Below are 25,641 nucleotides of genomic sequence, written 5' to 3'. Positions count from 1 at the left end.
CGGCGCCCGTGCGTTGGGCGGTGCGGGAGGCGTGGGCATGAACCGCTGGCTGTTTCTGATTCGACGGGCGTCGCGCCAGCTGTGGTGGCGCGCCAGCCTCTATGCGCTTTTCGGCGTGCTGGCGGCTCTGCTGGCCGCGCTCGGCGCTGACTATGTGCCGGACGCATTGGCTGACCGTCTGGGCGGCTCCTCGGTGGAGGCGGTGCTGACCATTCTGGCGTCCAGCCTGCTGGCGGTGGCGACCTTCTCCCTGGGGGCGATGGTGACGGCCTACACCAGCGTCTCCTCCTCGGCGACGCCGCGGGCGGCGGCGCTGGTGACGGGGGATGAAAGCACCCAGAAGTCGCTGTCCACCTTCGTCGGCGCCTTTCTCTATTCCGTGGTCGGGGTGACGGCGATCAACGCCGAATATTACGGGCCGGGCGGTCGGGCGATCCTTTTCATTCTGAGTCTGGCCGTGGTGGCTCTGGTCGCCTTCCGCCTGTTGTCCTGGGTCAGCCGCCTGACCAGTCTGGCGCGTCTGGGCCACACCATCGCCCAGGTCGAGGCCCGCACCGCCGCCGCCATGCAGGCCTATGCCCGCTCGCCGCGTCTGGGCGGACGCGAAGGGCGGGTCGTTGACGGCGTCGAACTGGATTGCGCGGCGGCCGGGCATGTCCAGAACATCGACGTGCGCCTGTTGCAGGCGCTGGCCGAGGCGGACGATCGTCAGGTCGAGATCCTGGTGCGCCCCGGCGCCTTCATGATGCGCGGCCAGCCCCTGGCCCGGCTGTCGGGGGATCGGCCTGATGAAGACCGGCTGAAGACCTATCGCGACGCCTTCACCCTTGAGGCCGACCGCACCTTTGATCAGGACCCCCGCTATGGGCTGATCGTTCTGGGCGAGATCGCGGGCAAGGCGCTGTCGCCGGGCATCAATGATCCGGGCACGGCCATTCAGGTCATCGGCGCCGGGGCCCGCCTGCTGGACGACTGGGCCATGACCTGTCAGGCGGCCGAAGGCGACAGCGGCCAGCTCGATCGCCTGTTCATCGCCGCCGTATCGGCCCGCGACATGGTCGAGGACTTCTATGCGCCCATCATCCGCTACGGCTCGGCCGATGTTTCGGTGGCGGTGAAGGTTCAGAAGACGCTGGCGGTTCTGTCCACCCGCGACGGCGCCCTGGGTCAGGCGGCGGCGCAGACGGTCCGCTGGGGCCGCGAGGCAGCGCTGCGGCGGCTGGACGATCCGGTCGAACGCGCGGCTTTCGAGGCGGAGGCGCCGTGCTGAAAAGGCTCACCCACTGGACGTAATCGACGCAGACATGCCATTAAGACTTGCCCTTGCGCCCATCTCGCGTCATGCGGCGCCCCCTTTGTCGCAACCTCATCCATGGGTTCATGAGTTCTTCAACAGCCGCCGTCGCCTCTGTCCGCGACGTCTCGAAGACCTACGGGGCCAGAAAGGCGCTCGACGGCGTGTCCGTCGAGGTCGGCGCCGGTGAAATGGTCGCCCTGATCGGTCCTTCGGGTTCGGGCAAGTCCACCCTGCTGCGGTCGATCACGGGTCTGCACCCGATCGATCCCGGCGGGACCATCTCGGTTTTCGGCGATGTCGTTCAGCAGAACGGCCGCGTCACGGGCGCCGTCCGCCGCGCGCGCGGACGGCTGGGCATGATCTTCCAGCAGTTCAACCTGGTGGGTCGGCTGAGCCTGTTCTCCAACGTCATGCTGGGCGCGCTCGGCCGTCTGCCGTCGTGGCGCGGCCTGTTCGGCGTCTGGCCGGGCGCGGACAAGGACAAGGCCATGGCGGCCCTGCACCGCGTCGGCGTGTCCGAATACGCCGCTCAGCGCGCCAACACCCTGTCCGGCGGTCAGCAGCAGCGCGGCGCCATCGCCCGCGCCCTGGTCCAGGGCGCCAAGGCCATTCTGGCCGACGAACCCGTCGCTTCGCTGGACCCGGTGTCGGCCCGCAAGGTGATGGAGCTGCTGGTCGAGCTGAACAAGCGCGACGGCCTGGGCGTCATCGTCACCCTGCACCAGGTGGACTACGCCATCCGCTACTGCGACCGCGTCGTCGCCCTGCAGAAGGGCAAGGTGGTTTATGACGGGCCCTCGACCGGGCTGGACACCAAGCGCCTGATTGAAATCTACGGTCCCGAATACGAGGACGCGTTCTGGGAAGCCAAGGCATGACCCATTCCAAACTGACCCGCCGGATGCTGGGCCTGGCCGCCGGCGCGGCCCTGGCCGTCAGCCTCGCCGCGTGCGGCCAGGGCGACAAGGCGGGCGCCGCCAAGGGCGCTCCGTCCGAGATCAGCTTCGCCATCCTTCCGGCCGAGGGGCAGGCGTCCTCCGGCCCGCTGTGGCAGCCCCTGCTGGACGACATGACCAAGGCCGTCGGCGTGCCAGTGAAGCCTTATTTCGCGTCCAACTACACCGTGCTGGTCGAGGCCATGCGCGGCAATCAGATCCAGGCCGCCTGGTTCCCGGCCAAGACCGCGATCGAGGCGATCGAACGCTCCAAGGGCGAGGTCGTCGCCCGCATCGTCGACCCTGAAGGCCGCGATTCCTACCAGTCGACCCTGATCGTCAAAAAGGGCTCGGGCATCACGCTGGATGACGTGCTGGCCTGCGGCAAACGTTACGACTTCGGCATCGGCGACGCCCTGTCGACCTCGGGCACCCTGGCGCCCATGACCTTCCTGTTCAACGCCAACAACGTCGTGCCGAACGAGTGCTTCAAGACGGTGCGCACGGCCAACCATCAGGCCAACTCCTTCGCCGTGGCCAACGGCCTGGTGCAGGTGGCGACGTCGAACACCATCAACACCGTCTTCATCGGCCGCTCCAATCCGCAGATCGCCGCCCAGATCGAGGAGATCTGGCGCTCGCCCCCGATCCCCGAAGCCGGCATCGTCATCCGCGAAGACCTGGACCCGGCGATCAAGGAAAAGATCCGCGGCTTCTTCCTGACCTATGGCCGGGGCGAGGGCGCCGAGGCTGAGCGTCAGCGCAAAATCCTGAAGGACCTGAACTATTCGGGCTTCAACCCGGCCGACGAATCCTATCTGAACCCGGTGCGCGAGATGATCGCCGACCAGACCCTGACCGAGGCCAAGGCCAAGGGGGACGCCGCCGGCGCTGCGCGCGCCGAGGCCGAGCTGCAACGTCTGCGTCGTCTGCGCGAGGTCCAGCCTTGACCGACGCTTCGCTTACCGCCGCCGCCTCCGGCATCCCCAAGGCGCCCGCCAAATCGGCCGGGGCCTGGGCGCTGGATATCCTGATCTGGGGCGGTCTGGCCGTCCTGCTGCTGATCAGCATCGACGCGGTCGATCTGGGCAATCTGTCGCGCCTGATCACCAACTCGGCCAATATCCAGACCTTCGCCGCCGACCTGCTGCGTCCGGACTTCTCCGACTGGCGCCTGTTCGTCGCCAAGATGTGGGAGACGATCCAGATCGCCCTGTGGGGCACCTTCCTGGCCATCTTCCTGGGCGTGCCCATGGGTCTGGCCGCCGCGCGCAACATCGCCCCGGTCTGGGTGGTTCAGCCGGTGCGCTGGATCATGAACATGCTGCGCTCCATCCCCGACCTGGTGATGGGTCTGCTGTTCGTCGTCGCCGTGGGCCTGGGCCCGCTAGCGGGCGTCCTGGCCATCGCCCTGAACACGGCGGGCGTTCTGGCCAAGCTGTTTTCGGAAGCGGTCGAGTCGATCGACAAGGGCCCGGTCGAGGGCGTGCGCGCCACCGGCGCGTCCAAGCTGCACGAGATCGTCTGGGGCGTGATCCCCCAGGTGGCGCCGCTGTGGACCTCGTTCGCCCTCTACCGCTTCGAATCGAACAGCCGTTCGGCCACCGTGCTGGGCTTGATCGGCGCGGGCGGCATCGGCCAGGTTCTGTTCGACCGCATGAACGGCTTCGCCTTCCGCGACGTCTCGGCCGTGGTCATCGTGGTCATCGTCGCTGTGACCCTGATCGACTTCCTGTCGCAGGCTATGCGTCGACGTTTGCTCTGACTGTCACAAAGGTCTGGCCGGACCGTCACATTCTCCTGCTTTAAGCGTCGTGCACTGACGACTGGAGAAGGTCCGGCCATGATCCGCACACTGAAGTTCACGGCCTGCGCGGCCGCCCTGCTGGCCCTGGCGGCCTGCGGAAACAACGAGGGCGGCGCCCCCGGTTCGCAGAAGGCCCGAACGGGCATCTGGGCCGCCGGCTCCTCCACCGTCTTCCCCTTCTCAACCCGTGTGGCGGAAACCTTCGCCCGCAACGGCGGCGGATCGTCCCCTCGCGTCGAGGCCCTGGGCACCGGCGGCGGCATTCAGGCCTTCTGTTCAGGCATCGGCCCCTCGACCCCGGACATCGCCAACGCCTCGCGTCCGATGAAGGCCAGCGAGTTCGACCGCTGCGTCGAGAACGGCGTCACCGACATCGTCGAACTGAAAATCGGCTATGATGGCATCGTCGTCGCCACCGCCCGCACCGGCGCCAGCTTCAATCTTGAACTGAACGACCTCTATGAGGCCCTGGCCAAGGAAACGCCGGGCGCCGACGGTCAACTGGGCGCCAACGCCGCCAAGACCTGGAACGACGTCAACAAGGCCCTGCCGGCCACCCGCATCCAGGTCTACGGCCCGCCGCCGACCTCGGGCACGCGCGACGCCTTCCTGGAGCTGGGCATGGCGCCGGGCGCCAAGCTGATCCCGGCTGTCGCCGCCATCGAGAAGCAGGACAAGACCCGTTTCGAGACCGTGGCCCACACCCTGCGTGAAGACGGCGCCTGGATCGACGCCGGCGAGAACGACAACGCCATCGTCCAGACCCTGACCCGCACGCCGGGCTCGCTGGGCGTGTTCGGCTTCTCCTTCCTTGAGCAGAACATGGACACGGTGAAGGCCGAGACCATCGACGGCGTGGCCCCCTCGGTCGCCACCATCGCCGACGGCTCCTATCCCCTGGCCCGCAGCCTCTACATCTATGTCAAGAAGGCCCATATCGGCGTGACGCCCGGCCTCGAACAGTTCGTGCAGGAGTTCATGTCCGACGGCTCGGCCGGCCGTGGCGGCTATCTGCAGGACCGCGGTCTGGTGCCGCTGCCCGCCGATCAGCTGGCGGCCGAACGCGCCAAGGCCTCGGCCATGACCTCCATGTCGCGCCCGAACTGAGACGGTGCGGGTTGTAGGCCTGAGGCCAACCTTGCATGATCCTGCCGTTTCAGAGGCAGGATCATGCTCGCTCTTTTATTTTTCACCCTGTCTATCGGACAGTCCTTTGCGGACGGGGCAGCCGCACCTCAGGGCGTTGTAGAGCCGCGCTGGCTGGCGCCTCTGCGGGTCGATACCTCTCCCTGGCGCTATCGCCGCGGACTTGAATCGGCCACAGCGACCATAATCTGTAGAGCCAAGGCTGATGGCCGCGTGGATCAGTGCCAGATCGCTGCCGAGAACCCACCCGATTCGGGCCTCGGTCGGACGCTAATCATGGCGGCGCGCAAGGCGCGGGTCGATACGGCTACGCTCGGGCCTTCGGGCAGTGAAGCCCGGATCGCATTCACTGCGAATTACCAGCTAGAGTATTATTAAGCCGCCGCTCGACGTCTCAGGCGCGCCACGCGGCGCAGGCGACGCCAGAAGCGGCCGCGCGCGGGCTCGGGATAGGGCTGCAGGTTCTCGATGAACTGCTCGGCCGAGGCGCGCCAGCTGAACTTCTCCGCATAAGCGCGCACGTCCTTGCGGTCGAGCTCGAGGCATTTCAGGCAGGCGGTCTTCAGGTCGTCGTCGATGAAGCCGGCGCCCGAGCCGGGGATCAGGTCGATCGGCCCGTGCGCCGGATAGGCGGCGACCGGCGTGCCTGTGCCCATCGCCTCCAGAATCACCAGGCCGAAAGTGTCGGTCCAGCTGGGGAAGACGAAGACGTCGGCATCGGCGAAGCAACGCGCCAGCTCCTCCCCGAACTTGGCGCCGAGGAATTTGGCGTCCGGGTATTTCTCTTCCAGCTCGGCGCGGGCCGGGCCGTCGCCGACGACGATCTTGGTGCCCGGCAGGTCCAGGCCGAGGAAGGTCTCGATATTCTTCTCGACCGCCACGCGGCCGACGTTCAGGAAGAAGGGACGGGGCCACTCATCGCCGCCCATTTCCTTGTAGATCGGTTCAAGGTCGGGGCGGAACAGCTCGGTGTCCACGCCGCGCGTCCACGGCGAGACGTTCTTGAAGCCATGCTCGACCAGTTCGTCGCGCAGGGTCGGGGTGGCCACCATCAGTCGCCCTGACGGTTTGTGGAACCACTTCATATAGGCGTAGCCGACCTGCACCGGGATCGGGAAACGGGCCGAGACGTATTCGGGAAATTTGGTGTGATAGCTGGTCGTGAACGGCAGCTTCCACTCCACGCAGATGCGCCGCGTGGCGATGCCCAGCGGACCTTCGGTGGCGATGTGGACGGCCTCAGGCTCGAAGGCGCGCAGGCGTTCGCGGATCTCTTCCTCGGCGCCCAGGGCCAGGCGGATTTCCGGATAGGTCGGGCAGGGAATGGTCTTGAACTGGCTGGGTTCTATGACCTCCACCTCATGCCCCATGGCGCGGCACTCGGCCACGGTGCGGGTCAGGGTGCGGACGACGCCGTTGACCTGAGGCTCCCAGGCGTCGGTGACCAGAACAATGCGCATGAAGTCGATAGGGCCTTGAGCCGTTCGCGAAGGTGAAACTTCTAGACGCTCCGCATGACGAAGGCGAGACGGCATGATAATGCTCTGTGCAGAGGGTTTTGCTCTCGGTAAATGATCATCTCCGCGCGCGCCCCTGTCCGGGCGCCGGTTTCCCCTGGAATGACGAGCGTATCCCGAAGCTTACGCGGAGTTATGGGTGATCATGCGATGCACATTCGGGCGCACTGACCATATATCCGGAAATTCACAGGATGGATTTCATGACGCCGACCGATCTTCGCCATTGGGATGAGCTGGACCGGAACAAGTACCGGGACGAACGTGAGGTGGTGGCCGATCTGCTGGCCGCCGAACCCCTGACGCCTGATGGTCGCGCGGCGGTCCTGAACGACGCCATCGGCCTGGTCGAAAGCGCCCGCAAGAGCCAGAAGCGCCAGGGCGTGGTCGAAAGCTTCCTGCAGGAGTTCTCCCTGGGCACCCGCGAAGGTCTGGCGCTGATGTGTCTGGCTGAGGCCCTGCTGCGCACGCCCGATGCGGACACCCGCGACCGCCTGATCGCCGAGAAGATCGGTTCGGCCGACTGGGCCTCGCACCTGGGCCAGTCGGACAGCCTGTTCGTCAACGCCTCGACCTGGGGCCTGATGCTGACCGGCAAGCTGGTCGACGTCGACGATGAGGCCCGCAGCGACCTGCCGAACTTCCTCAAGCGCATCGCCGGCCGTCTGGGCGAGCCGGTCATCCGTCAGGCCGTCGCCACGGCCGTCAAGATCATGGGCGAGCAGTTCGTCGTCGGTCGTACGATCGAGGCGGCGCTGAAGCGTTCGGACCGCGAAAACTGGCTGTGCAGCTTCGACATGCTGGGCGAGGGCGCCCGCACCGCCGCCGACGCCGAACGCTATGAAAAGATCTACGCCGACGCCATCGAGGCCGTGGGCAGGACCGCCAAGGGCGAAGGCCCCGAGCGCGGCCACGGCGTCTCGGTCAAGCTGTCGGCCCTCTCGCCGCGCTATCAGGCGGTGCAGGAAGATCGGGTGTGGGAGGAGCTTTATCCCCGCATCCTGCGTCTGGCGCTGATCGCCGCCAAATACGACATCAACTACACCATCGACGCTGAAGAGGCCGACCGTCTGGCCCTGTCGCTGAAACTGCTGGAGCGGCTGGCGCGCGAACCGGCGCTGGGCGACTGGCAGGGCCTGGGCCTGGCCGTTCAGGCCTATCAGAAGCGCACGACCGAGACGGTGGCCAAGCTGGCCGAACTGGCCAAGTCCTCGGGCCGTCGCCTGATGGTGCGTCTGGTCAAGGGCGCCTATTGGGACACCGAGATCAAGCTGGCTCAGGTCAACGGCCGCACCGACTATCCGGTGTTCACGACCAAGCCGGCGACCGACCTGAACTATCTGGTCTGCGCCAAGGCGCTGATCGAGGCCTCTCCCCACATCTTCTGCCAGTTCGCCACCCACAACGCCCACACCCTGGCCGCCGTGCACCGCATGGCCGCCGATCGCGGCGTGACCATCGAGTTCCAGCGCCTGCACGGCATGGGCGAGGCCCTCTACGACGGCGCCAAGGTCGAGTGGGGCGACGTGGTCGTGCGCGCCTACGCCCCCGTCGGCGGCCACGAAGAACTGCTGCCGTATCTGGTGCGCCGCCTGCTGGAAAACGGCGCCAACTCCTCCTTCGTCCACGCCCTGCTGGACGAGCGCGTGCCTGCGGCCGATGTAGCCGCCGATCCCATCACCTCGGTCGAGGCCCAGCCCGATCGCCATCCGAAGATCCCTGTGCCCATGAACATCTACGGTGACCGCAAGAACTCCCTCGGCCGCGACTATTCGCAGGCTTCCGACCGCGAGCTTCATGCGGCGGCCCTGGAGCGCGTCGACAGCGAGAAACTGACCGCTGGTCCGATCATCGGCGGCAAGCTGCGCGCCGGCGTGAACCCGCAGGACGTCACCAATCCCTATGACCGCAGCCGCGTGCTGGGCCACGTCTCCGAGGCCTCGGTCGAGGACGTCGACGCCGCAGTCAACGCCGCCGCCGAGGCCCAGGTCGCCTGGGACCGTCTGGGCGGCGCGGGCCGCGCGCCCGTCCTGCGCGCCATGGCCGACGCGCTCGAAGCCGACCTCGACCGTCTGGTCGCCCTGCTGTCGCGTGAAGCGGGCAAGACGCTGAACGACGGCGTGGCCGAGGTGCGCGAAGCCGCCGACTTCTGCCGCTACTACGCCCAGCTGGCCGAGCGCGACTTCGGCGGCCGCCAGACCCTGAAGGGCCCGACCGGCGAGACCAACGAACTGGTCCTGCATGGCCGCGGCGTCTTCGCCGCCATCAGCCCGTGGAACTTCCCCCTGGCCATCTTTACTGGCCAGATCGCGGCCGCCCTGGCCGCCGGCAACGCCGTGGTGGCCAAGCCCGCCGAGCAGACGCCGCTGATCGCCGCCGAAGCCGTGCGCCTCTACTACAAGGCCGGTCTGAACCCCGACCTGCTGGCCCTGGTCCCGGGTCGCGGCGAGACGGTCGGCGTCGCCCTGACCAACCATCCGGGTATCGACGGCGTGGCCTTCACCGGCGGCACCGACACCGCCAACGCCATCAACCGCGGCCTGGCCGCGCGTCCGGGCGCCATCATCCCGTTCATCGCCGAGACGGGCGGCCTGAACGGCATGTTCGTCGACACCACGGCGCTGAAGGAACAGATCATCGACGACGTCATCCTGTCGGCCTTCGGCTCGGCCGGTCAGCGTTGCTCGGCCCTGCGCATCCTTTACGCGCCCAAGGATTCGGCCGACGCCCTGATCGAGGGCCTGAAGGGCGCCCTGGCCGCCCAGGTGCTGGGCGATCCGACCGACGCCAGGACCGACGTCGGCCCGGTGATCGACGCCGAAAGCCGCGTCAACCTGGAAGCCCACGTCGAGCGCCTGTCCAGGGAAGCCAAGATCATCGCTCGCGCCGAACTGCCGGCGGGCGCCGACAAGGGCGATCTGTTCGCCCCGGTCATCGCCGAAATCCCGACCCCGGACTTCCTGGAACGCGAAGTCTTCGGCCCGATCCTGCACGTCTACCGTTATGAGCCGAAGGATCTGGAGACGGTGGCGGGCAAGCTGGCCGCGCGCGGCTTCGGCCTGACGCTGGGCGTCCACAGCCGTATCGACGCCTTCGCCAAGGAAGTGATGGAACTGGTCCCGGCGGGCAACGTCTACGTCAACCGCTCGATCATCGGCGCGGTGGTCGGCGTCCAGCCCTTTGGCGGCGAGGGCCTGTCCGGCACCGGCCCCAAGGCCGGCGGGCCCAACAGCCTGATCCGCTACGCCGCGGAAAAGGCCATCAGCATCAACATCGCCGCCCAGGGCGGAGACCCGGCCCTGCTGAACCTGTAAGCGCATCAGGCGCTTGGCGGGCTTGCTTCCCGCCAAGCGCCGTTTATGTTTGCGCGCGGCGGCAACATCATGCCTCCCACTCAGGAGGCCAGATGCTTGGCGTTATTGATGAAACTTCACTAGGCATGGGTCGCTCCTTCATTGTTCGCCAGGCGAACATCATCGGCGCATTAATGATGCGCGAGATGGCCACGCGTTATGGACGTCGGGGGATTGGCTTCCTTTGGGTCGTAGGTGAGCCGCTTCTATTTTGCGTCGGCGTTATTCTGATATGGACATTTATCCGTAGCCATAGCGCACATGGTGTGAATGTGGCTGCCTTCGCCATGTCGGGCTACATGTGTCTCATCCTATTGCGGCACAGTATCAGCTTCAGCCTGAATGCTGTCAGCGCTAATCTCGGCCTGCTCTATCATCGGGCCTTGGGGCCCTTGCATTTTTATCTAGCGCGAGCTGTGCTGGAATTCGCGGGGGCGACGGCAGCGTTTTTGCTCGTCTATCTTTTGCTTCTTCTCTTTCAACAGGTCACTGTTCCGCACGATTATATATTGCTTTATGGCGGCTGGGCTCTGATGTGGTTCATGGCTACTGGGACAGGATTCGTATTCTCGGGGCTGGCGATGCGGTCGGACGTCATGGAGCGCATCGTGCCTCTCCTAAGCTATTCGTTGATCCCTCTTTCAGGGGTATTTTTCATGATCGATTGGCTTCCTGTGGCCGTGCGTGAAACCTACCTGCTAGTCCCATTCCCAAATGCTATTGAAATGGTGCGAGCCGGAGTATTTGGCGGCCAAGTCACTACTCATTTCAGAACTGGCTATGCGATCTCGTGTGCTCTTGCTTTGATGCTCGCGGGATTGCTTCTTATCAAGAACGCAGAAGGCTATGTCGATGTTGACTAATGCCTCGAGGATCGACGGTCACTATGACTGAACAGTTGCGTTATATTGGCCCCGTTGAGGGGGCGTCCGGTGCTCGTCGTTCACGGTTCGCGGCGCTGCGGCGTATCTCCTTGTCGTTCGCCTTGGTGGTCTTGCTGCCTACAGTTCTGGGCGCTCTCTATTGGGGGTTGATCGCGACGCCGCGTTACGTATCCGAAGCTCACTTTGTGGTGCGCAAAACGGATGAGGCGCGTCCTAGTAATCTCGGGTTGATGCTCCAAAATGTTGGTTTGTCGGCGGGTGTCGCCGACTCTTTTGCAATCCAAGAGTACATGAGTTCACGCGACGCGGCCGCGGCGCTGAACACGAAGTTCGACTTTTCGGCAGTGTTCGGTCGAAAAGGCGTCGATCTATTCTCCCGTTATCCGGCGCCATTCGTATCGCCTTCCGATGAAGCTCAGTATGATGTTTTGAGACGCTATGTATCCGTCAGCTATAATGGAGGCAGCGGCATCACCACGCTTCGAGTCCAAGCTTTCACGGCTCAGGATGCTCAGACGATTAGCAGGGCGCTTTTGTCGTCCGGTGAAGATCTTGTGAACCGTCTGAATGAAAGAGCTGCTGCTGATGCTGTGAGGGATGCAGAACTTGCTGTGACTGAGGCGACGGCCCGTCATGCGGAAGTTCAGCAATTGCTAACGAACTTCCGAAACAAGGAACGCTTTATCGATCCGCAAATGGCGGCGGCTGAGTCTAGTCAGCTTGTATCTGGCCTATTGGTAGCCGCGGCCCAGCTGCGTGCTGAGCTAGCTCAGCTGCAGCAGAGTGCGCCACAGAGTCCCCAGATCCCCGCACTTCAAGGGCGCATTGAGGCCTATAATTCGCAGATAGCAGCCGCGCGTTCCGATCTGGCTGGTGCTTCAGGGTCTCTTGCACCAAAGGTGTCTACCTATGAGGGCTTGATGTTGCAGAAGGAACTTGCTGATCGGGCCTTGACGGAAGCATCTGCGGCGCTCGTGACTGCACGGCAGGATGTGCGTCGCCAGAAGCTCTATCTAGACCGCATTGTTGAGCCGAACCTTGCGGACATGCCCACCGAACCCCGGCGGGCGCGGGCGATCTTGATTATCTTCCTCAGTAGCTTGGGCGTCTATCTCTTAGGACGGCTCCTGTGGGCTGGATTGCGCGAGCATCGTCAAGAGTGACCGATCTCTCTCCTTCTCCGGATCCGATAGGCCTTAGGGTCAGAGGGTTGGCCAAGGCATATCGCCATGCCGATCGCACTCTTTTTAGCGGGCTCGATTTTGACCTAGAGCGCAATGGGAGGCTGGCTATTCTCGGGCGAAACGGTCAGGGGAAATCAACTCTGATTAAGATGCTGGGGGGGGCTCTCCCGGCGAGTGAGGGCAGCATTGATTGGCGAATGAGTTCGTCCTGGCCGATCGGATTTGCTGGCGGGTTTCAGGGTAGTCTAAGCGGATTGGACAATATACGTTTCCTGTCTCGCCTATATGAGCGCGACTATCAGGAAACCCTGGCTAGAGTAGACGATTTCGCTGAGCTTGGGCACGCGCTCAAGGAGCCGGCCAAGCATTACTCTTCGGGCATGCGAGCTCGACTTGCATTTGGCCTTTCTCTTGCCATCGAGTTTGACTGTTACTTGGTCGACGAGCTTGTTGCGGTCGGAGACGCGCGCTTTCAGAAAAAATGCAACGAAGAGCTTTTTAAGAAACGGGCGGATCGGGCTTTCATGATCGCCTCTCATAATACCACGCTCATTACGAAAATCTGTGATCGCGCCCTGCTTATAGAAAGCGGACAGGCGCGTATTTTCCACGACGTGGAAGAAGCAGTGGATATATACGCATGGCTGAAAGCAGTCTGATTTCGCCTCCCAAGAAAAAGACGATCCCGCCGGGCGCTATTTTGAACTGGCCGCCAGAACGCTTTCGCTACGATATGCGTGAGGCAGAGACGCGGGATGTGTTGCACAGAATGAACGTCGCGGGTCGAGCACGCCATCTTGTATGGGGGCCGTATGACGTGCTTCCGGCAGGACGTTGGCGCGCAACCTCTCGTCTAATTTTTGACAAGTGGTCGTGTCGACACAAGTATTATTTCGAGTTCGGAGCGGTGGCGGATTTCGTCCGGCACGAATTCTGCCCTGGACGAGAGGGCGTTTTTGAGTTCGAGACGGAACATGCCTGGACCAAAGGGTCCAAGACTGAACTCCGTGTGGTGATGATCGAGAGCTCGTTAGGGGGACGGTTCGATTTCCTGGGCGCTCGAATTGAAAGACTGAGTTGACACACGGTGTCCTGCCGCTATTCCCAAAGGCGGTCGTGCAAGTGAGGTTGGCATGGGCTTCGAGGGTCGGTGCTTCTGTGACGATTTTTTTTAAAGTCGCACCTCCGCGTCCTGTCTAGGTATTATTGATGCATAACTTTGACAAACAAGTTGATCTTATTCGTTCGTCCGATCTGTTTGATGATGATTGGTATAGGCGTAAATATAAAGAAGTAGTTCGATCGGGCATGAGTCCGGCTGAACACTATGTGTTTTTAGGGGCGTCGCTCGGTTATAGCCCGAGTGCGAGTTTCGATGCGGCAGACTACGTGCGCCGAAACCCTGATGCGCTGGCTCTCGGAACTAACCCACTCTTACACTTTGAAGCGCGATCCGGATCCTTGCCGCGCTCGAAGTCGTCGGCGGGCTCGACAAAACCCGTCCTTAACGGCTCTGCCGAAACCAGCACCAAGAGCGCGCGCGAAGCGGCTGTTCGAGGAGAATGGGAAAAGGCGAAGGCGGCCTGGGAACATGTATTAAATCTGCGTGTCGAGCCTTATTTAGGCTTGAGCAAGGCGTACGCCGAGATGGGGGACTGGGTCCGAGCTGAAACGGCGATCCGAGATGGACTGAGCGGGGCTCCCAATTCGGCGGCCCTGCTTTTCGAATATTGCAGGCTTGCCTATGTTCGGCGGCATTGGGTGGAAGCTGTCGCGCGTTGGGAGCGCGCTACGGACGCTGGCGGTGAGCGACCGAGGGGCCTACAGGCGTCAATCTGTGAAGCCTTGATTCATGTGGGCGATGTTAACGGCGCTCGAGCGCTCGCTGAGGAAGGTGTCGCTCATTCGCCGAGAAGCGGGCTGTTGTGGCGAGCCTTAGCTTTGGCTGCTGACGCTCAAGGCGACTGGGCTGCCGCATCCCAATACTGGGTCCAAGGCGCCGAGCTTCGTCAAGGTCCCGACCAGATCAGGTTCTTTGTTAGTGCCGCCAAGTCCTTGATCAAGGGAGGAGACTCGGTTGGTGCGGAGCGTCTATGTACGCAGCAACTGGCAGTTCATCCCGACAACGTCGACTTGCTTCTTCTCAATGCTGAAATCGCGCTGGAGCAGGGGGCATGGCCCATCGTGCTTGAGCGTTGGAAGAGGGTTGAAGCTCAGGAACCGTCTCGTTGTGGGCAGATGCCGACGAACTGGATCTATCGGCTGGGTCTGAACAAAACCATAGAGGAAACTCAGGCTATGGGCCCTAGCCAGTCGCAAGGCATAGCCTATGTGACGTTGGCGGCCTTGTTCAGCGCCGTGAACCACGTGAAAGCAGCTAGTTTCGCTCGTAAGGCGCGGCGTTTTTATCCGCTTCAGGCTGTCGAGCGCATCTGTCAGTTGCTGATCCAGAATGGACGACAAAGCGCAAGCATTTGGTGGCTGCGGCGTTTGATCGACAAGTACGACTCGCCAACCTCCTACACTCTCCTCATCGAGGCATTGATCGAAAGCTCTCGATTTGATGAAGCGGAGGGCGTGGTTGGCGAGTATGTGGAGCGGTTTGGGAAAGATAGCCTTTGGCTGCGGGCCCAAACTGAGATCGCGCATAGACGGAACGACTATGCCGTATTGGCGGATCTATTAAGCGCTTCGCTGAAGGTACGACTTCCGAGGGCGAAGGGGGTATCAAGTCTGCGGTGGCTGTACAGGATTATACAAGTCCATGATCGCCCTGAAACATTCCTACCGCCCGAGATCAATGACTTGGTGGTGCGGGTTTCGGCTATCTATGACGGCCGGGTTGTGGCGCGGTCCTTGGCCAATTTGCTCGACGCCAGGGCGGGCGAGGTTACGCACAGTGAGTATCTGGAATTAATTGAGACGGGTGGCGATCTCGATTTGGGGACAAGAGCGGAAATAGCCCGCTTCTTCCTACAACGACGCTCGTGGGAGCCTCTTGAAAAGCTAATGGCAGGGGCGACCTTCGAGAATTTCGACCCAACCAAGCCCTCGGCCGCCTGGACGTTCGCTCGCTTCAAGGCTGACTTTCTCATGGGACGAGGCCGAAAGCATGAGGCAGAGGGGGTCATTGTCGAATTCCTTAACCTGATGAAGGATAGCGGCAACGATCAGTATGTTCTGTCCATTCTAGATTCGATCATGCTTAGGCTGCCGACTTGTGAAGACATTGTGGTGCGCTTGGAAGCTGCTGCGCGCCGCCTCGAGCATAGCGGCGTTGCTCGCGCGCTCGCGGACTGGCGCACGCTGTATTGCTTGGAGTTCGATAATTCGATGCCCCCCGCGGTGGAGGGCGGGCGGTGCTTCATCGTTGGCAATGCGCCTTCGCTCGCGACGCTTCCGCTTCATCTTCTGGAAGGCGAGACTCTGTTCTGCGTTAATCGCGGACTGCGTTCGATGGAACTCGGCTTGCCTTGCCCAGATTATCTGGTGATCGGAGACGCCCTTGTTTATAAGAGCCACTGGCAGGAACTTTATGCTGATACGCGACTAGTCAAGCAGGCGTTCATCGGCAGCAACTGCCTTTGGCGCGGCAAAGTCATCGATGACGCCATTCCTTACGGAAGTTCCGGTCTAAAGCTTTCTCTTGCCCCGTTTGCGCACGGTCGATGGACCCTTAACCGTGGCGAGACGGTTGTGATAGTCGCCGCTCAGATCGCGCATCTGCTTGGCTACAAAGAAATTTATATCATCGGAGTGGATCTCGACTACGACGGCCCTACGACGCACTTTTACGGAGGGGGGGCCAAAGAACGAGAGCGCTTGGCTAATTTCCGACCGGGCGGCACCGGCGCTGAAGCGGTCAATGTGGCGTTCGCCAATCTGCAGGAGGCAATTCACGCATCAGGCGCGCGCCTTTTCAACGCTTCGCCATCCGGCAAGCTGGAATCCTTGCCCCGGGTAAATTTTGAGGAACTGCTTGGTGAAAGGTCCTATGAGGCCACTTCGCAGCATGGCAGCGAGGAAATGGGTTGATGGAAAAATTCACTGGGCGCTTGGACGAGACTCGTTCGCTTATGGCGGATTTGAGCGAGCTCATCATGAAGAGCCTGCCGGAGGTCAAGCAGCGTCGTTATGATGTGGCCTGGAAAGAAGATGGAAGTCCTGTGACCGCAGCGGATATCTATCTAGAAGACGTTATTCGGCGATTTCTAGAAGATCGTATCGCCAACTTGGCTTTCGTGGGAGAGGAAAGCTATTCAGATCTGATCGCTTCTGATGCAAATATGGGCTTCTACGCGATCGTTGACCCGATTGATGGCACGGAAAATTTTTGCTCCGGACTCAAGGAATGGGGCGTTGGCTTCACTCTGTGGAAAGATCAACGGCATCTGGGCAGCATGCTCCTGATGCCGGAACTGAATGATCGGTTGATGACGGGGGACAGCGTGACGCCCGTCCTATCCCGTATCCGCGGGTTTTCATCCTCCATTTGCCCGGAGATAGTTGAAGGGATAGCTGAGGGTGGTGAAAGCCGTCTCATGGGGTGCGCAGTATATAACCTCTATAATGTTGTTCGTGGCGCATATGCTCGTTTTACCAATCCTCGCGGCGCCTATGCGTGGGATTTGCTTCCGGGCCTTATGCTAGCGCTGGAGCATGGGTGTGAGGTCCTTCTAGATGGTGGGCCTTATGATGGGCAGATCCTGGCGTCTGATCGGAAATATCGGGTCGATATTGTTAATCGTCGGGCGATGAGGTCTTCGTTTTGACCTCGATTGAGACGCTTTATGATGGATAGTGCAGAAATAGACGCGATCCTCGATAATGATGAGGTGAAAAAATACTCCCTTTATCGGCTTTATTACTCTGCTAGCCGTAGCCGTTCTGAACTGGCGGTGGCGAAGGAAGAGCTGCGGAAGCTAAAGGCGAAGCTTGCGCGTCAGTCGCTCGACCTGGCGCGGACGGAGGCGTCGGTGCGCGCAGCCCTTCTGGCTGTACCCGAGGCGAAGCGGCAGGTAAGGAATCAGTTTTCCTACCGTCTTGGCAAAACAATCACCCGCATACGCTCGCTCCTCGATTTAATCCGCTTACCTTGGGCCTTAGCCGAAGAGCGCAAGGTCTACTTGGCCGAGCAAACATCACTTGATAAAATCTTGCTGCCCGCGCCCAACTTTCGGAGCGGTGAATCATACTTAGCTGACAAGAGTCCAAGGTATGCAAACGTCGCCTCGGGGCGAGGCGCTGAGATCAAGGTGGCAGGGCGCGTTATTTTCTCTGGAGGGGACCCTGATCAAAGCGTCCATCTTCGAGTGAAGGATATTGATGCAGCCCCTGGAGCGGATGAGATCGTCCCTATTGTCGTTAAGGGGGGCGAGTTCAACATTGCATTCTTTGGCAGGGAAGGGGGCACGGCCGTGATGTTTTTTGCGTCAGGTGAATATCCTGCAATCGTCAGCGTACGGTCAGTTAAGGTTAGTGAGTCGAGATAGATGAACAGATGCGGGTTAACGTGGCCCGCAGTCTGGTGTATCCTGAAGCTAGACTTGGCGATTGCGTAGCGCGTGGGAATTGAAGCGTCGCCAACGCAACAAAATGATGACACGCAAAAGGGTAAAATCTGATGGATAGGCTTACGCGACAGGTGCGGGATATCGCGTCGATCTACGGTACCGACACGATATTCATTCTGGGCAAAGGTCCCTCGGTTGATCGGATAGACCCTGCCGTGATGGCGAACGCCTTGGTAATAGGGGTTAATGATGCGGAGCGTATCGCTCCCTGCGACATCACGCTTTTCCACGATGAATGGGTGCATGACGCTCTTAGTGCAAGCGGCTGGCGCTCGCGACTTTACATCACCTCGACCGACCTGCGCCCTAAGCGTGGCAGTCTGGCGGGCGCGCGGTATGTGCCGGGCTCCCAGGAGGGGACTGATGTAATGATGAGCCGCCTCGTGAGCGAACAGCCCGAGGCCGATTTTGTTCTTGAGGACATCCTCTTTTTGTCGGCGCTGCGACTGGCGCGTATTATTGCTGCCGCGCGGGGCCGCCCGCAGACGGTTTACATGCTAGGTTTCGACTTCTCGCCAGAACATGGATATGCAAAGGCGATTGGGCACGACTATGCGCCGCCGTCGCGCGGTGAGCGAGAGGCAAGGATTGTTCCTCAGGAGTTCTATTTCCTCAACACCCTTTACATGCTTCGCGATAGCGAACTGTCAGTTCAGCATGTGGGCGATCGGGTGTTCTCGGCAATCAGTCCCGAAGACCTGACCGCACAGTTCTTGCCTTCGGCCGCGCGTGGCGCCCCTGTTTCCTCGAGCCAGGTTCTGATTACCGCAGAACTGACAACTAACCACTTTGGCGACCGCCATAGACTTGAGCGGATGGTGCGCTCTGCCAAAGCTGCCGGCGCCGATTTCGTCAAAGTCCAGAAGCGCGATGTGGAGACGTTCTACACGCACGAGCAACTGGACAAGAAATATGTGTCGCCCTTTGGCACAACTTTCCGCGACTATCGCCATGCGCTTGAGCTGGACCGGGACGACTTTGATTGGCTTGATCAGCTTTGCAAGAATGTCGGGATTCGTTGGTTCGCATCCGTGCTGGACGAAACCTCATTCCGGTTTATGCAGCAGTTTGATCCCGAACTGGTGAAGCTGCCGTCGACGATCTCGGAACATAAGGATTATCTGCAACTGGTGGCTAGAGAGTATCGCGGCGGGGTGGCGCTCTCGACCGGCATGACCGACGGCGATTACGAGAAATGGGTCGTTGAAACGTTTACCCAGTGTGATCGTCTTTATTTGATGCAATGCAATTCCGCCTATCCCACACCGCTACATGACTGTGATGTGGGCGTAATCCGCCATTACCGCGATCTGGCGCGAGAGCACGGTCATATCATTCCTGCATATTCGAGCCACGACTTCGGTTGGGTCGCTTCAGCCCTGGCGGTAGCTGCGGGCGCGCGGATGGTCGAGAAGCACGTTAAACTCGGTAATACTGAATGGGCCCATTTCGACGCCGTTGCTATGGATCTCACTACTTCGGAGTTTTCGGACTTTGTTACAAAAATCCGCGAGGCTGAGATGATCATCGGCTCAGAAGAAAAAAAGGTGAACGACAGCGAACACCATAAATACTTTAAGGCGGCTGGCTGATAGGAGGTTAGCGTGAACATTTGTGCGCTCATGATCGGTCGAGGAGGAAGTTCCCTCAAGAACAAGAATGTGCTTCCGGTCCTAGGCGTTCCGCTTCTGTTGTGGGGATGTTCCGCGGCGAGGCGGAGTCGATACATCAACCACTACTATATTAGTTCGGATGACTCTGGTATCCTTGCCACAGCTGCACTGGCAGGATTTCAGCCGATCCAACGGCCGGATCACCTTGCTACGGACACAGCCCGCAGCACCGACGCTGTGCGGCATGCGCTGGATTTGATCGAGACCGAGGCGGGGGCCATGGATATTGTCGTGGTGATGCACGCTAATGTCGGCACGGTCACGGACGAGTTCATCGATCACTGCATTGAGCGTCTCCTTGAGAATCCGGGAGCGTCGTCGGTCATTCCTTCCCACGAGAATGCCGAGTATCATCCAATGCGGGCGAAACAGGTGCAGGAAGACGGATCGCTGTTGTCCTTCTTCGACGGTCCGATCTCACCCAATCGGCAGGAACTCCCCACTGCGGTCTTCTTCGATCATTCGTTTTGGGTGTTGCGAGGCCGTTCCGCCATTTTTGATTCCGAGGGGCAGGAGCCTTGGCCTTGTATGGGGCGCCGAATTTTACCTTTCATGACGCAGGGCTGCCTTGATGTTCATACACTTGAGGACCTTGATCGAACGGCGGCATGGATTATGAATAATAAGGTTGCTTTGCCGGATTTTGACCGACCAAAATAACGCCCGAGGTGACTGATGTCGCACATCGGATTTGTTCTGGCTAGGGCAGGTAGCGAGCGAGTGCGGCATGAGAACACTCGTCCATTTTCTGGCTTCTCCAAAGGACTCTTGGAGCTTAAGCTGCCTCAACTCGCGCAGGTTTCACGGCTGTCGAGGATCATCATCTGTACCAATGATCCGGCTGTGCTGGAGTATGCTGCAACGTTTGTGCGCGAACGCGACGGCCGCGTTGAACCTAAGAACTGACCTGACCAATATGGGAGGGGGCGAATTCAATGGAGACGTTCATCAAGGATTATATCGCCCACCTGTCCAAGGATGGACGATACTCTAGACACACGTTACTAACCCTTCGTTCGCGCAGATACCTACAATCGTGCGCTAGATGAATATGAGCGGGCCCGAACATCCGGATGCGACAGTCTTGTAAGCGTGAGCAGGGTTCAAAAATTTCTATGGAAAGATGGGCGGCCGTTTAACTACAATAATACTCTGGAGAAGTGGCCGAGGAGCCAGGATTTACAACCCCTCTGGGATATCAATCACGCGATATACCTCATGCCGTTCGATGTGATGCGTGCCGCAGGAGATCGTATTACCGCCAAGTCGCACTTCTTTGAAATCAGTGAAGATGTGGCGATGGATATCGACTGGAAAGATCAGTTTCTTCTGGTGCAAGAGATTGCGCGCGCGAGGCTAGAGCGGGGTTATTCTCTCTTGTAGACTGGCCTTGCTTTATCTCGATGTCTCCTTTGATCGGAATGCCGCTGCTCGAGCGTTCTCGATATAGTCGATGAAATCCTCCAGCTCGACACGGCTTGCGAGGTCGGGATTATAGTAGACGCTCGACTGGATATAGGCGCGGTAGAACACATCCTCGATGCTACTTTGATGATTGCGCCGCGGCGTTGGGATTATGTCCGTGGTCAGGCCCCATCCAGAATAGAAAGGTGCACCGTAACAACGGACCGCTTTACCGGCCATTAGCGCCTCGAAGCCCATGCCGGAGGTCGCCACATATACTTCATCGACCAGGTCGAACAGGGCGAACGGGTTGATGTCGATCCGCACTGGGTGAAGGTTGTCGTACTTCTCTTGGAAACGCTCCAGCAATTCATCGCTCAGGTAGCCAGAACGACCAGCTCCTATGACGTCCGGATGCAATTTCACGATGATATCGTGATCAGGATGTCCCTTGGCGGCATCCTGAAGCATATTCGCGAAGGCAGTTTCGTCAGCCAAGCCGGAAATCACGGATTGGTCGCGAAGCCGCTGATCGATAACTAAAATCTTAGGTCGGTCTTGACAACCAATTTCGATCGGATGGTCGGGAGCGTGATTATATTTCGAGATCCGAGCCGTCACGATTCTATCTATAGCAGCCCGGGCGCGTTGGTGCTGTGCCTGGGTTAACCCGGGACTATGCTTGATCAGGCCTTCTAAACGTGAAGCCTTCGTGGCGTCGTAATAGGCTGTTGTGTCGTCAAGAATGATAGAAAGGCCCGGTGCGCCGGAAAGGCCGATGTCTATCGAGCGGATGAACCCGTCTTCAACGATTATCATTGGCCGCCCCAGCGCGCGCGCTGCAGTGTTCTGAGCCTCAACCGCTTCATCGTTCTTGATGCCCCATTGAAGGAACACCTCGGCGGAGGCCAGCGCTCGGATGCCTTCAAGACCAACTGCGCCATCGACGATCGTGCGCGCGTTAAGCTGCTTCAGCAGGTACTTTTGATAGGAAGACAGCACTGTCTCGCCACCTGGGATGCTGACGACATCTAGCTCTCGTGACGCGAACAGGCGTTCCACCGGGGAGGCCAGGGGGTGAAGCGCGGTCGTCTTGTCTGCTATTCCGGTTAGAAACGCGCGAGCCCGACTGGCAGCGCGACCGTCGAAACTTCCAACGCCGAACTGATCTGCAGCCCATTCCATACCTTCCACGGAATGTGTGAGGCGACCAGAGAGGGCTTCATCTAGCAGCGGAACCGCTTCGACAATGTTGGATGCTGACCGGATACCGGCCTGTTCCCACACCTGCTGAAATTCGATGTATTTCATCGATAGCGAGGGGCGGCCGGCAAGCATGGCTTCGAATAGCATGGTGCTGTTCATCGAAGTCACGACATCAGCATGATGCACGGCTTCTTCTGCATCCACCAGATAACATTCGGCATCGTCTATAGCGGCAAGACCGGAGACAAGAATATGCCTGGTAAGTTCCTGGCCGACAATATCGTCTTTCGATGGCGGGAGGCGCACCAACAACTGGGCGTGTCGGTCTCTTGCGTATTCGAGGAGGTCGGCGATAGCCGCGCGCTGCGCTTGCCTCGCAAGCGCCGTATCAGTTTGAGAATCGAGGGGCTGAGAAGCAAATAAGATCGTCTTCTTCGCGCTGTTCAAGCCGAATATGCGATGGAAGGCGTCACGATCGAGGCTGGGCTGATAGTTGAAGTAGCGGTCGAACTTAGGAGCGCCAACGGCATGGAAGCGTTCAGCCGGATAGCCGCGTTCAAGAAATATGGTACGCTGAAGTTCACCCCAACCCAAAATCACGTCGCATAGGGGGCGTGACGCTTTACTGACCGGATCCACATAGTAGAGGTCGCGGTTTACAAAGACGGATTCATGAGGAATCAAGATGGTGGGAATGCCAAGTTGCTGGCAGGCTTCGACTATGAGCCGCATTACGGGGGCCCAGTCGAAAGTAAAAATAAAGCCAGAAATCTGATTTCGTAGAGGAATCAGGCGTCTGATCACCATCTTTCTATATAGGTGGGGCTTGGATCGAGCGAAATGCAGTACGTTGCGACGAACTTCATTGTCGTCCACATCCTTGATGAGGTCGAAGCGGACAAGTTGATAGGCCGGATCGGAGAGCGACTCGATCAGCCGGTCACCATGCTCAGGGATCCAGGGCATATAGAGAAATTTTGGGCGCTCTTTGGACAGGCTTGAGGCCAGGTTCGGTCCGCCGCTGCGTTGGAACCATGACGGCAGGGGCGGCCTAGTGTCTCCGCCTGTCTGCGGCTGCGGAGATGCCTGTTCTTCTTCTACCGCTGTGATCTCTGACAGTGGCACTCGATATGCTCTGCTGAAGTGCTTCAAGAAAGACGGAGCATCTCCCTCTACCAAAACGATAGAACGGCGATCGGAAAGTATCCAAGGCGCGATGGAGGCATAAAACTCAAAGGCGCTGATATGGATGGTTCGGAAAACAAACCGGCTTTCTGGATGCGATGCCAAAACCTCGGCCCACCGTCTGCGGGGACCAAAGAAGAAAGCTCGCGGTTTCCCTTTGGGCCGCCAGCGGGAGATGGGCGCGGCTGCATATCGATATGCGGCCTTGAAGATTTGCAGTGGATTGTCAGGGTGCATGAGTTTGCCGAATGGGGCGGGACGCGTGATCTTCGAGATTGGCGTCTGTAGATTGTACGTGCGTCAGATAAAAATACTCGAAGCAGGCTAACGCCCGTGAAGGGTGCGATCGTTTAGCAGGCCACGAAGTGCGGATTTCATAGATGGCGTTCCGGCTGCCCCGGAAGGAGATGGACTGCTTTCCAAAAGCCGGTCGGGTAATGGTGTGGGCCGCGTCTTGCCGATGCTCAACCCATTCGATTTTCAACTCAGAGTGGTGATTGTGAGGCCGCATCAAAAGGATATTGTAAAAAAACGCCCAGACATTTGAGAGGCGTTGGGGCCGAATGCGCCAATGTAGCATCCAGTCCCCTGGAGGTACGTGGATGAATGGGCCATAGAGCCCATGGGTCGAAGCGGTAGATATTTCGATTCCTCTGGAGATTCGTCTTCCGAGCGGAGCCTCTAGTGCGTCCGCGGGAATTCGCCAGTCGCGATACCTGAATTCTGTAGCTTCTGATAGACCGTGCTGAGCGCCGGCTGGCAGGGAGCCAAAAATGAGTACTAGTTGAGTGGCGCATTCCGGAGTGCGCAAACGACCGTCCTCTTGGCCGACAATATTCAGTTCGGCGTATCCGGCTAGTGCCGCCATTTCCCTGACTGCGGCAAGATCGAAGTTTTGAATGGTGTTGTGGGCGCCATCATCTGAAACGTGAACCTGCAGCACCAGGACCTCGTCTGCGTGCTGCTCAAGAATGTCTTGCAAGGCCCGCACCGGATCGATGAGATTCTCGAGCCGCAGGTCGCTATAAGCGGCCGACAGCCCCAGGATAGGATCAAGGTCGGGCGCCGGCCGTGGCGCGTAGCTGCTGCGGGGTGTTGATGGCCCACCGAAGCGGTAATCTTTAAGCGCTTCAAGATCTAAATGACTAGCTAAGGTCGCAAAATGACGGGGAGGAAGGGCGTCCAGGGCCATGTCTAGGCGCCCGCGGATTCTCAGTGCTGCCTCGAGAGACCATGCCGCTTGAGCCAAGGCATTTACGGTTACGCTATACCAGGGCAGCCGCGACGCTTGGGGGAAGCCGGCTCCGCTCTGCGCGATGCGTTGCTTGAGCGTTTCCACATCCCCGTCCGCAATCAGCGCCTCGCTCAGTACCTGATCGAGCAGGCTGAGAACGGCGTTGTCTTGTGGGGTTGATGGTGTTCCTGCTTCTAAGACTCGAGTGAGGTCACGTGGATGATCCAGATCAATTGTCAGCCCCTTTGAAGAGTAGATTGGTCTTCCCAGACAGAGGACAGGTTTGCCTATGAGCAGCGCCTCCAGGCCTACGTTGGAAGAGTGCGTCAGCACCGCGTCGCAGGTCTCAATCGCATCATGAATATCGATATTGAGGGATAGGAAGCGATCGTCGCCTACCTGAATATCCGCAAGAGAACTTCCAGTCTCAAGAGGATGAGGCTTATAAAGAATTCGCCAATTTGGGGGGGTCGCAGCTATTGCCGCGCGATAGAGGTCGTCTAAAGTGTTGAATGTCCTCAGGCCAACCACAGCATTGGCGTCCGTGGCTACCTGTCCGGGCAGAAACAAGATAGGGCGTGAATCGTCAGCTAACCATCTGGCGAGCTCAGCTTCACCTGAGGTTTCCTGAACGTACTTACTGCACCGTTGATTCCGCCAAGTCTCTCGAAAAGCTTGAGCTTGGTCTGTTGGCGGTTCTTTAGGGAGTGGGTGAAGATCAATTCGAGCTGCGCCCCGAAAGAAATGTGGAGCTTGAGGGTCGAGGTATAGATATTCAGGGAAAAAACCACTTTCCCAGAATAGTACGCGTCTATTTAGGATTGATGCGACCTGGGCGAGAATTCGCGATATTATTTCCGCGCCGTGAGGGACGAATATAATGTCTGCACCGCTCTCTCGAATGAGAGTGATTGCTATCGACGCGACGCCTCTCAATCTTTGCCGCCAAACGGTTTCTGGGAGCAGGAGATCAGGGGTCAGTTGTTCTGTAGCGAACAGGTGCGCGGACAATTCCGCCCAATCCAGCTGGAAGCCATGAAGCTGCTCGAATGCGAATAGTGATAGGCGAGGCGCCGAGCTGATATCGACTTCCAGCAAGGGGGTCTCGTCGGGCCAAATCGTTTCGCCGTCCGGCCAATAAGGCGATAGATAGACAAGTAGTCCAGCCTTAGCGGCGGTCAGCGCCAAACGATAGGCATTGGTGGCGGACTCGTGCCCGGGGAGGCGAAAAAGGAGAGCTCGG

The 25,641-nt window shown here is 59.8% G+C and carries 19 protein-coding genes; 16 read left to right on the top strand and 3 right to left on the bottom strand.

The annotated features are described in order from the left end of the window. Window positions 1-37 precede the first annotated feature (37 nt). The 5 genes from H556_RS0115255 to H556_RS0115235 all read left to right on the top strand — a co-directional run bounded on the left by H556_RS0115255 (window position 38) and on the right by H556_RS0115235 (window position 5,146). The gene (locus tag H556_RS0115255; protein ID WP_024355261.1) at window positions 38-1,270 is read left to right on the top strand and encodes a DUF2254 domain-containing protein; all 1,233 of its coding nucleotides are present in this window, start codon (window positions 38-40) and stop codon (window positions 1,268-1,270) included. A 110-nt stretch (window positions 1,271-1,380) separates the two neighbouring features. Continuing rightward, a complete protein-coding gene (phnC, locus tag H556_RS0115250) occupies window positions 1,381-2,175 on the top strand; it encodes a phosphonate ABC transporter ATP-binding protein (protein WP_024355260.1) in 795 nt (264 codons plus the stop codon). Beyond that, window positions 2,172-3,182 carry a phosphate/phosphite/phosphonate ABC transporter substrate-binding protein gene (phnD, locus tag H556_RS0115245; RefSeq protein WP_003168683.1) on the top strand — a complete coding sequence of 337 codons (1,011 nt, stop codon included), beginning with the start codon at window positions 2,172-2,174 and terminating at the stop codon, window positions 3,180-3,182. Before phnC ends, phnD begins: the two co-directional genes overlap by 4 nt. After that, on the top strand, window positions 3,179-3,997 hold the full coding sequence (phnE, locus tag H556_RS0115240; protein WP_003168685.1) for a phosphonate ABC transporter, permease protein PhnE: 819 nt from the start codon (window positions 3,179-3,181) through the stop codon (window positions 3,995-3,997). The genes phnD and phnE overlap by 4 nt, the downstream gene beginning before the upstream one ends. 78 nt (window positions 3,998-4,075) lie before the next feature. Further along, window positions 4,076-5,146 carry a substrate-binding domain-containing protein gene (locus H556_RS0115235; protein WP_024355259.1) on the top strand — a complete coding sequence of 357 codons (1,071 nt, stop codon included), beginning with the start codon at window positions 4,076-4,078 and terminating at the stop codon, window positions 5,144-5,146. Between the two features lie 413 nt (window positions 5,147-5,559). Here the strand turns inward: H556_RS0115235 and H556_RS0115230 are convergent, their stop codons facing one another. Continuing rightward, window positions 5,560-6,645 (bottom strand): glycosyltransferase family 4 protein, encoded by a 1,086-nt coding sequence (locus tag H556_RS0115230; protein WP_024355258.1) that lies wholly within the window; start codon window positions 6,643-6,645, stop codon window positions 5,560-5,562. Window positions 6,646-6,905: 260 nt separating this feature from the next. Here H556_RS0115230 and putA point away from each other — a divergent pair, with 260 nt between their 5' ends. From putA to H556_RS16405, 11 genes are all read left to right on the top strand, one after another. Beyond that, window positions 6,906-10,016 carry a bifunctional proline dehydrogenase/L-glutamate gamma-semialdehyde dehydrogenase PutA gene (putA, locus tag H556_RS0115225; protein ID WP_024355257.1) on the top strand — a complete coding sequence of 1,037 codons (3,111 nt, stop codon included), beginning with the start codon at window positions 6,906-6,908 and terminating at the stop codon, window positions 10,014-10,016. Between the two features lie 92 nt (window positions 10,017-10,108). Continuing rightward, window positions 10,109-10,918, top strand: a complete 810-nt coding sequence (locus tag H556_RS0115220; protein WP_024355256.1) for an ABC transporter permease — start codon at window positions 10,109-10,111, stop codon at window positions 10,916-10,918. A gap of 23 nt (window positions 10,919-10,941) precedes the next feature. After that, complete coding sequence (locus H556_RS0115215; RefSeq protein WP_029673705.1) at window positions 10,942-12,102, top strand: KpsE/RkpR family capsule polysaccharide export protein; 1,161 nt, start codon at window positions 10,942-10,944, stop codon at window positions 12,100-12,102. Next, window positions 12,099-12,782: an ABC transporter ATP-binding protein gene (locus H556_RS0115210; RefSeq protein WP_155802503.1), complete on the top strand. Its 684-nt coding sequence runs from the start codon at window positions 12,099-12,101 to the stop codon at window positions 12,780-12,782. Before H556_RS0115215 ends, H556_RS0115210 begins: the two co-directional genes overlap by 4 nt. Continuing rightward, a complete protein-coding gene (locus H556_RS16410; RefSeq protein WP_155802502.1) occupies window positions 12,764-13,204 on the top strand; it encodes a hypothetical protein in 441 nt (146 codons plus the stop codon). The genes H556_RS0115210 and H556_RS16410 overlap by 19 nt, the downstream gene beginning before the upstream one ends. Window positions 13,205-13,329: 125 nt before the next feature. Beyond that, complete coding sequence (locus tag H556_RS0115205) at window positions 13,330-16,158, top strand: hypothetical protein (RefSeq protein ID WP_155802501.1); 2,829 nt, start codon at window positions 13,330-13,332, stop codon at window positions 16,156-16,158. Next, window positions 16,158-16,895 carry an inositol monophosphatase family protein gene (locus tag H556_RS0115200; protein WP_024355252.1) on the top strand — a complete coding sequence of 246 codons (738 nt, stop codon included), beginning with the start codon at window positions 16,158-16,160 and terminating at the stop codon, window positions 16,893-16,895. The genes H556_RS0115205 and H556_RS0115200 overlap by 1 nt, the downstream gene beginning before the upstream one ends. An 18-nt stretch (window positions 16,896-16,913) precedes the next feature. Next, window positions 16,914-17,615 (top strand): hypothetical protein, encoded by a 702-nt coding sequence (locus H556_RS0115195; RefSeq protein ID WP_024355251.1) that lies wholly within the window; start codon window positions 16,914-16,916, stop codon window positions 17,613-17,615. Between the two features lie 131 nt (window positions 17,616-17,746). Beyond that, complete coding sequence (locus H556_RS0115190) at window positions 17,747-19,288, top strand: N-acetylneuraminate synthase family protein (RefSeq protein ID WP_024355250.1); 1,542 nt, start codon at window positions 17,747-17,749, stop codon at window positions 19,286-19,288. Between the two features lie 30 nt (window positions 19,289-19,318). After that, window positions 19,319-20,029: a cytidylyltransferase domain-containing protein gene (locus tag H556_RS0115185; protein WP_081650977.1), complete on the top strand. Its 711-nt coding sequence runs from the start codon at window positions 19,319-19,321 to the stop codon at window positions 20,027-20,029. 432 nt (window positions 20,030-20,461) lie between these two features. Then, a complete protein-coding gene (locus H556_RS16405; RefSeq protein ID WP_155802500.1) occupies window positions 20,462-20,752 on the top strand; it encodes a hypothetical protein in 291 nt (96 codons plus the stop codon). Between the two features lie 12 nt (window positions 20,753-20,764). On the opposite strand, the gene H556_RS16195 is transcribed toward H556_RS16405, so the two are convergent. Beyond that, window positions 20,765-23,401: a capsular polysaccharide export protein, LipB/KpsS family gene (locus H556_RS16195; protein WP_081650976.1), complete on the bottom strand. Its 2,637-nt coding sequence runs from the start codon at window positions 23,399-23,401 to the stop codon at window positions 20,765-20,767. After that, window positions 23,391-25,586, bottom strand: a complete 2,196-nt coding sequence (locus H556_RS16190) for a capsular polysaccharide export protein, LipB/KpsS family (protein WP_162140921.1) — start codon at window positions 25,584-25,586, stop codon at window positions 23,391-23,393. Before H556_RS16190 ends, H556_RS16195 begins: the two co-directional genes overlap by 11 nt. Window positions 25,587-25,641 lie beyond the last annotated feature (55 nt).

The sequence above is a fragment of the Brevundimonas naejangsanensis DSM 23858 genome, assembly GCF_000421705.1.
GTDB lineage: Bacteria > Pseudomonadota > Alphaproteobacteria > Caulobacterales > Caulobacteraceae > Brevundimonas > Brevundimonas naejangsanensis.
Note: the sequence above shows the minus strand (reverse complement) of the source record. Positions and strands in the feature narration are given on the sequence as shown.

Excerpts from the sequence above, each read along its gene's own strand:
- H556_RS0115255 (WP_024355261.1), top strand. The coding sequence starts at position 38 with ATGAACCGCTGGCTGTTTCTGATTCGACGGGCGTCGCGCCAGCTGTGG.
- phnC (WP_024355260.1), top strand. The coding sequence starts at position 1,381 with ATGAGTTCTTCAACAGCCGCCGTCGCCTCTGTCCGCGACGTCTCGAAG.
- phnD (WP_003168683.1), top strand. The coding sequence starts at position 2,172 with ATGACCCATTCCAAACTGACCCGCCGGATGCTGGGCCTGGCCGCCGGC.
- H556_RS0115235 (WP_024355259.1), top strand. The coding sequence starts at position 4,076 with ATGATCCGCACACTGAAGTTCACGGCCTGCGCGGCCGCCCTGCTGGCC.
- H556_RS0115230 (WP_024355258.1), bottom strand. The coding sequence starts at position 6,645 with ATGCGCATTGTTCTGGTCACCGACGCCTGGGAGCCTCAGGTCAACGGC.
- putA (WP_024355257.1), top strand. The coding sequence starts at position 6,906 with ATGACGCCGACCGATCTTCGCCATTGGGATGAGCTGGACCGGAACAAG.
- H556_RS0115220 (WP_024355256.1), top strand. The coding sequence starts at position 10,109 with ATGCTTGGCGTTATTGATGAAACTTCACTAGGCATGGGTCGCTCCTTC.
- H556_RS0115215 (WP_029673705.1), top strand. The coding sequence starts at position 10,942 with ATGACTGAACAGTTGCGTTATATTGGCCCCGTTGAGGGGGCGTCCGGT.
- H556_RS16410 (WP_155802502.1), top strand. The coding sequence starts at position 12,764 with ATGGCTGAAAGCAGTCTGATTTCGCCTCCCAAGAAAAAGACGATCCCG.
- H556_RS0115200 (WP_024355252.1), top strand. The coding sequence starts at position 16,158 with ATGGAAAAATTCACTGGGCGCTTGGACGAGACTCGTTCGCTTATGGCG.
- H556_RS0115195 (WP_024355251.1), top strand. The coding sequence starts at position 16,914 with ATGATGGATAGTGCAGAAATAGACGCGATCCTCGATAATGATGAGGTG.
- H556_RS0115190 (WP_024355250.1), top strand. The coding sequence starts at position 17,747 with ATGGATAGGCTTACGCGACAGGTGCGGGATATCGCGTCGATCTACGGT.
- H556_RS0115185 (WP_081650977.1), top strand. The coding sequence starts at position 19,319 with ATGATCGGTCGAGGAGGAAGTTCCCTCAAGAACAAGAATGTGCTTCCG.
- H556_RS16195 (WP_081650976.1), bottom strand. The coding sequence starts at position 23,401 with ATGCACCCTGACAATCCACTGCAAATCTTCAAGGCCGCATATCGATAT.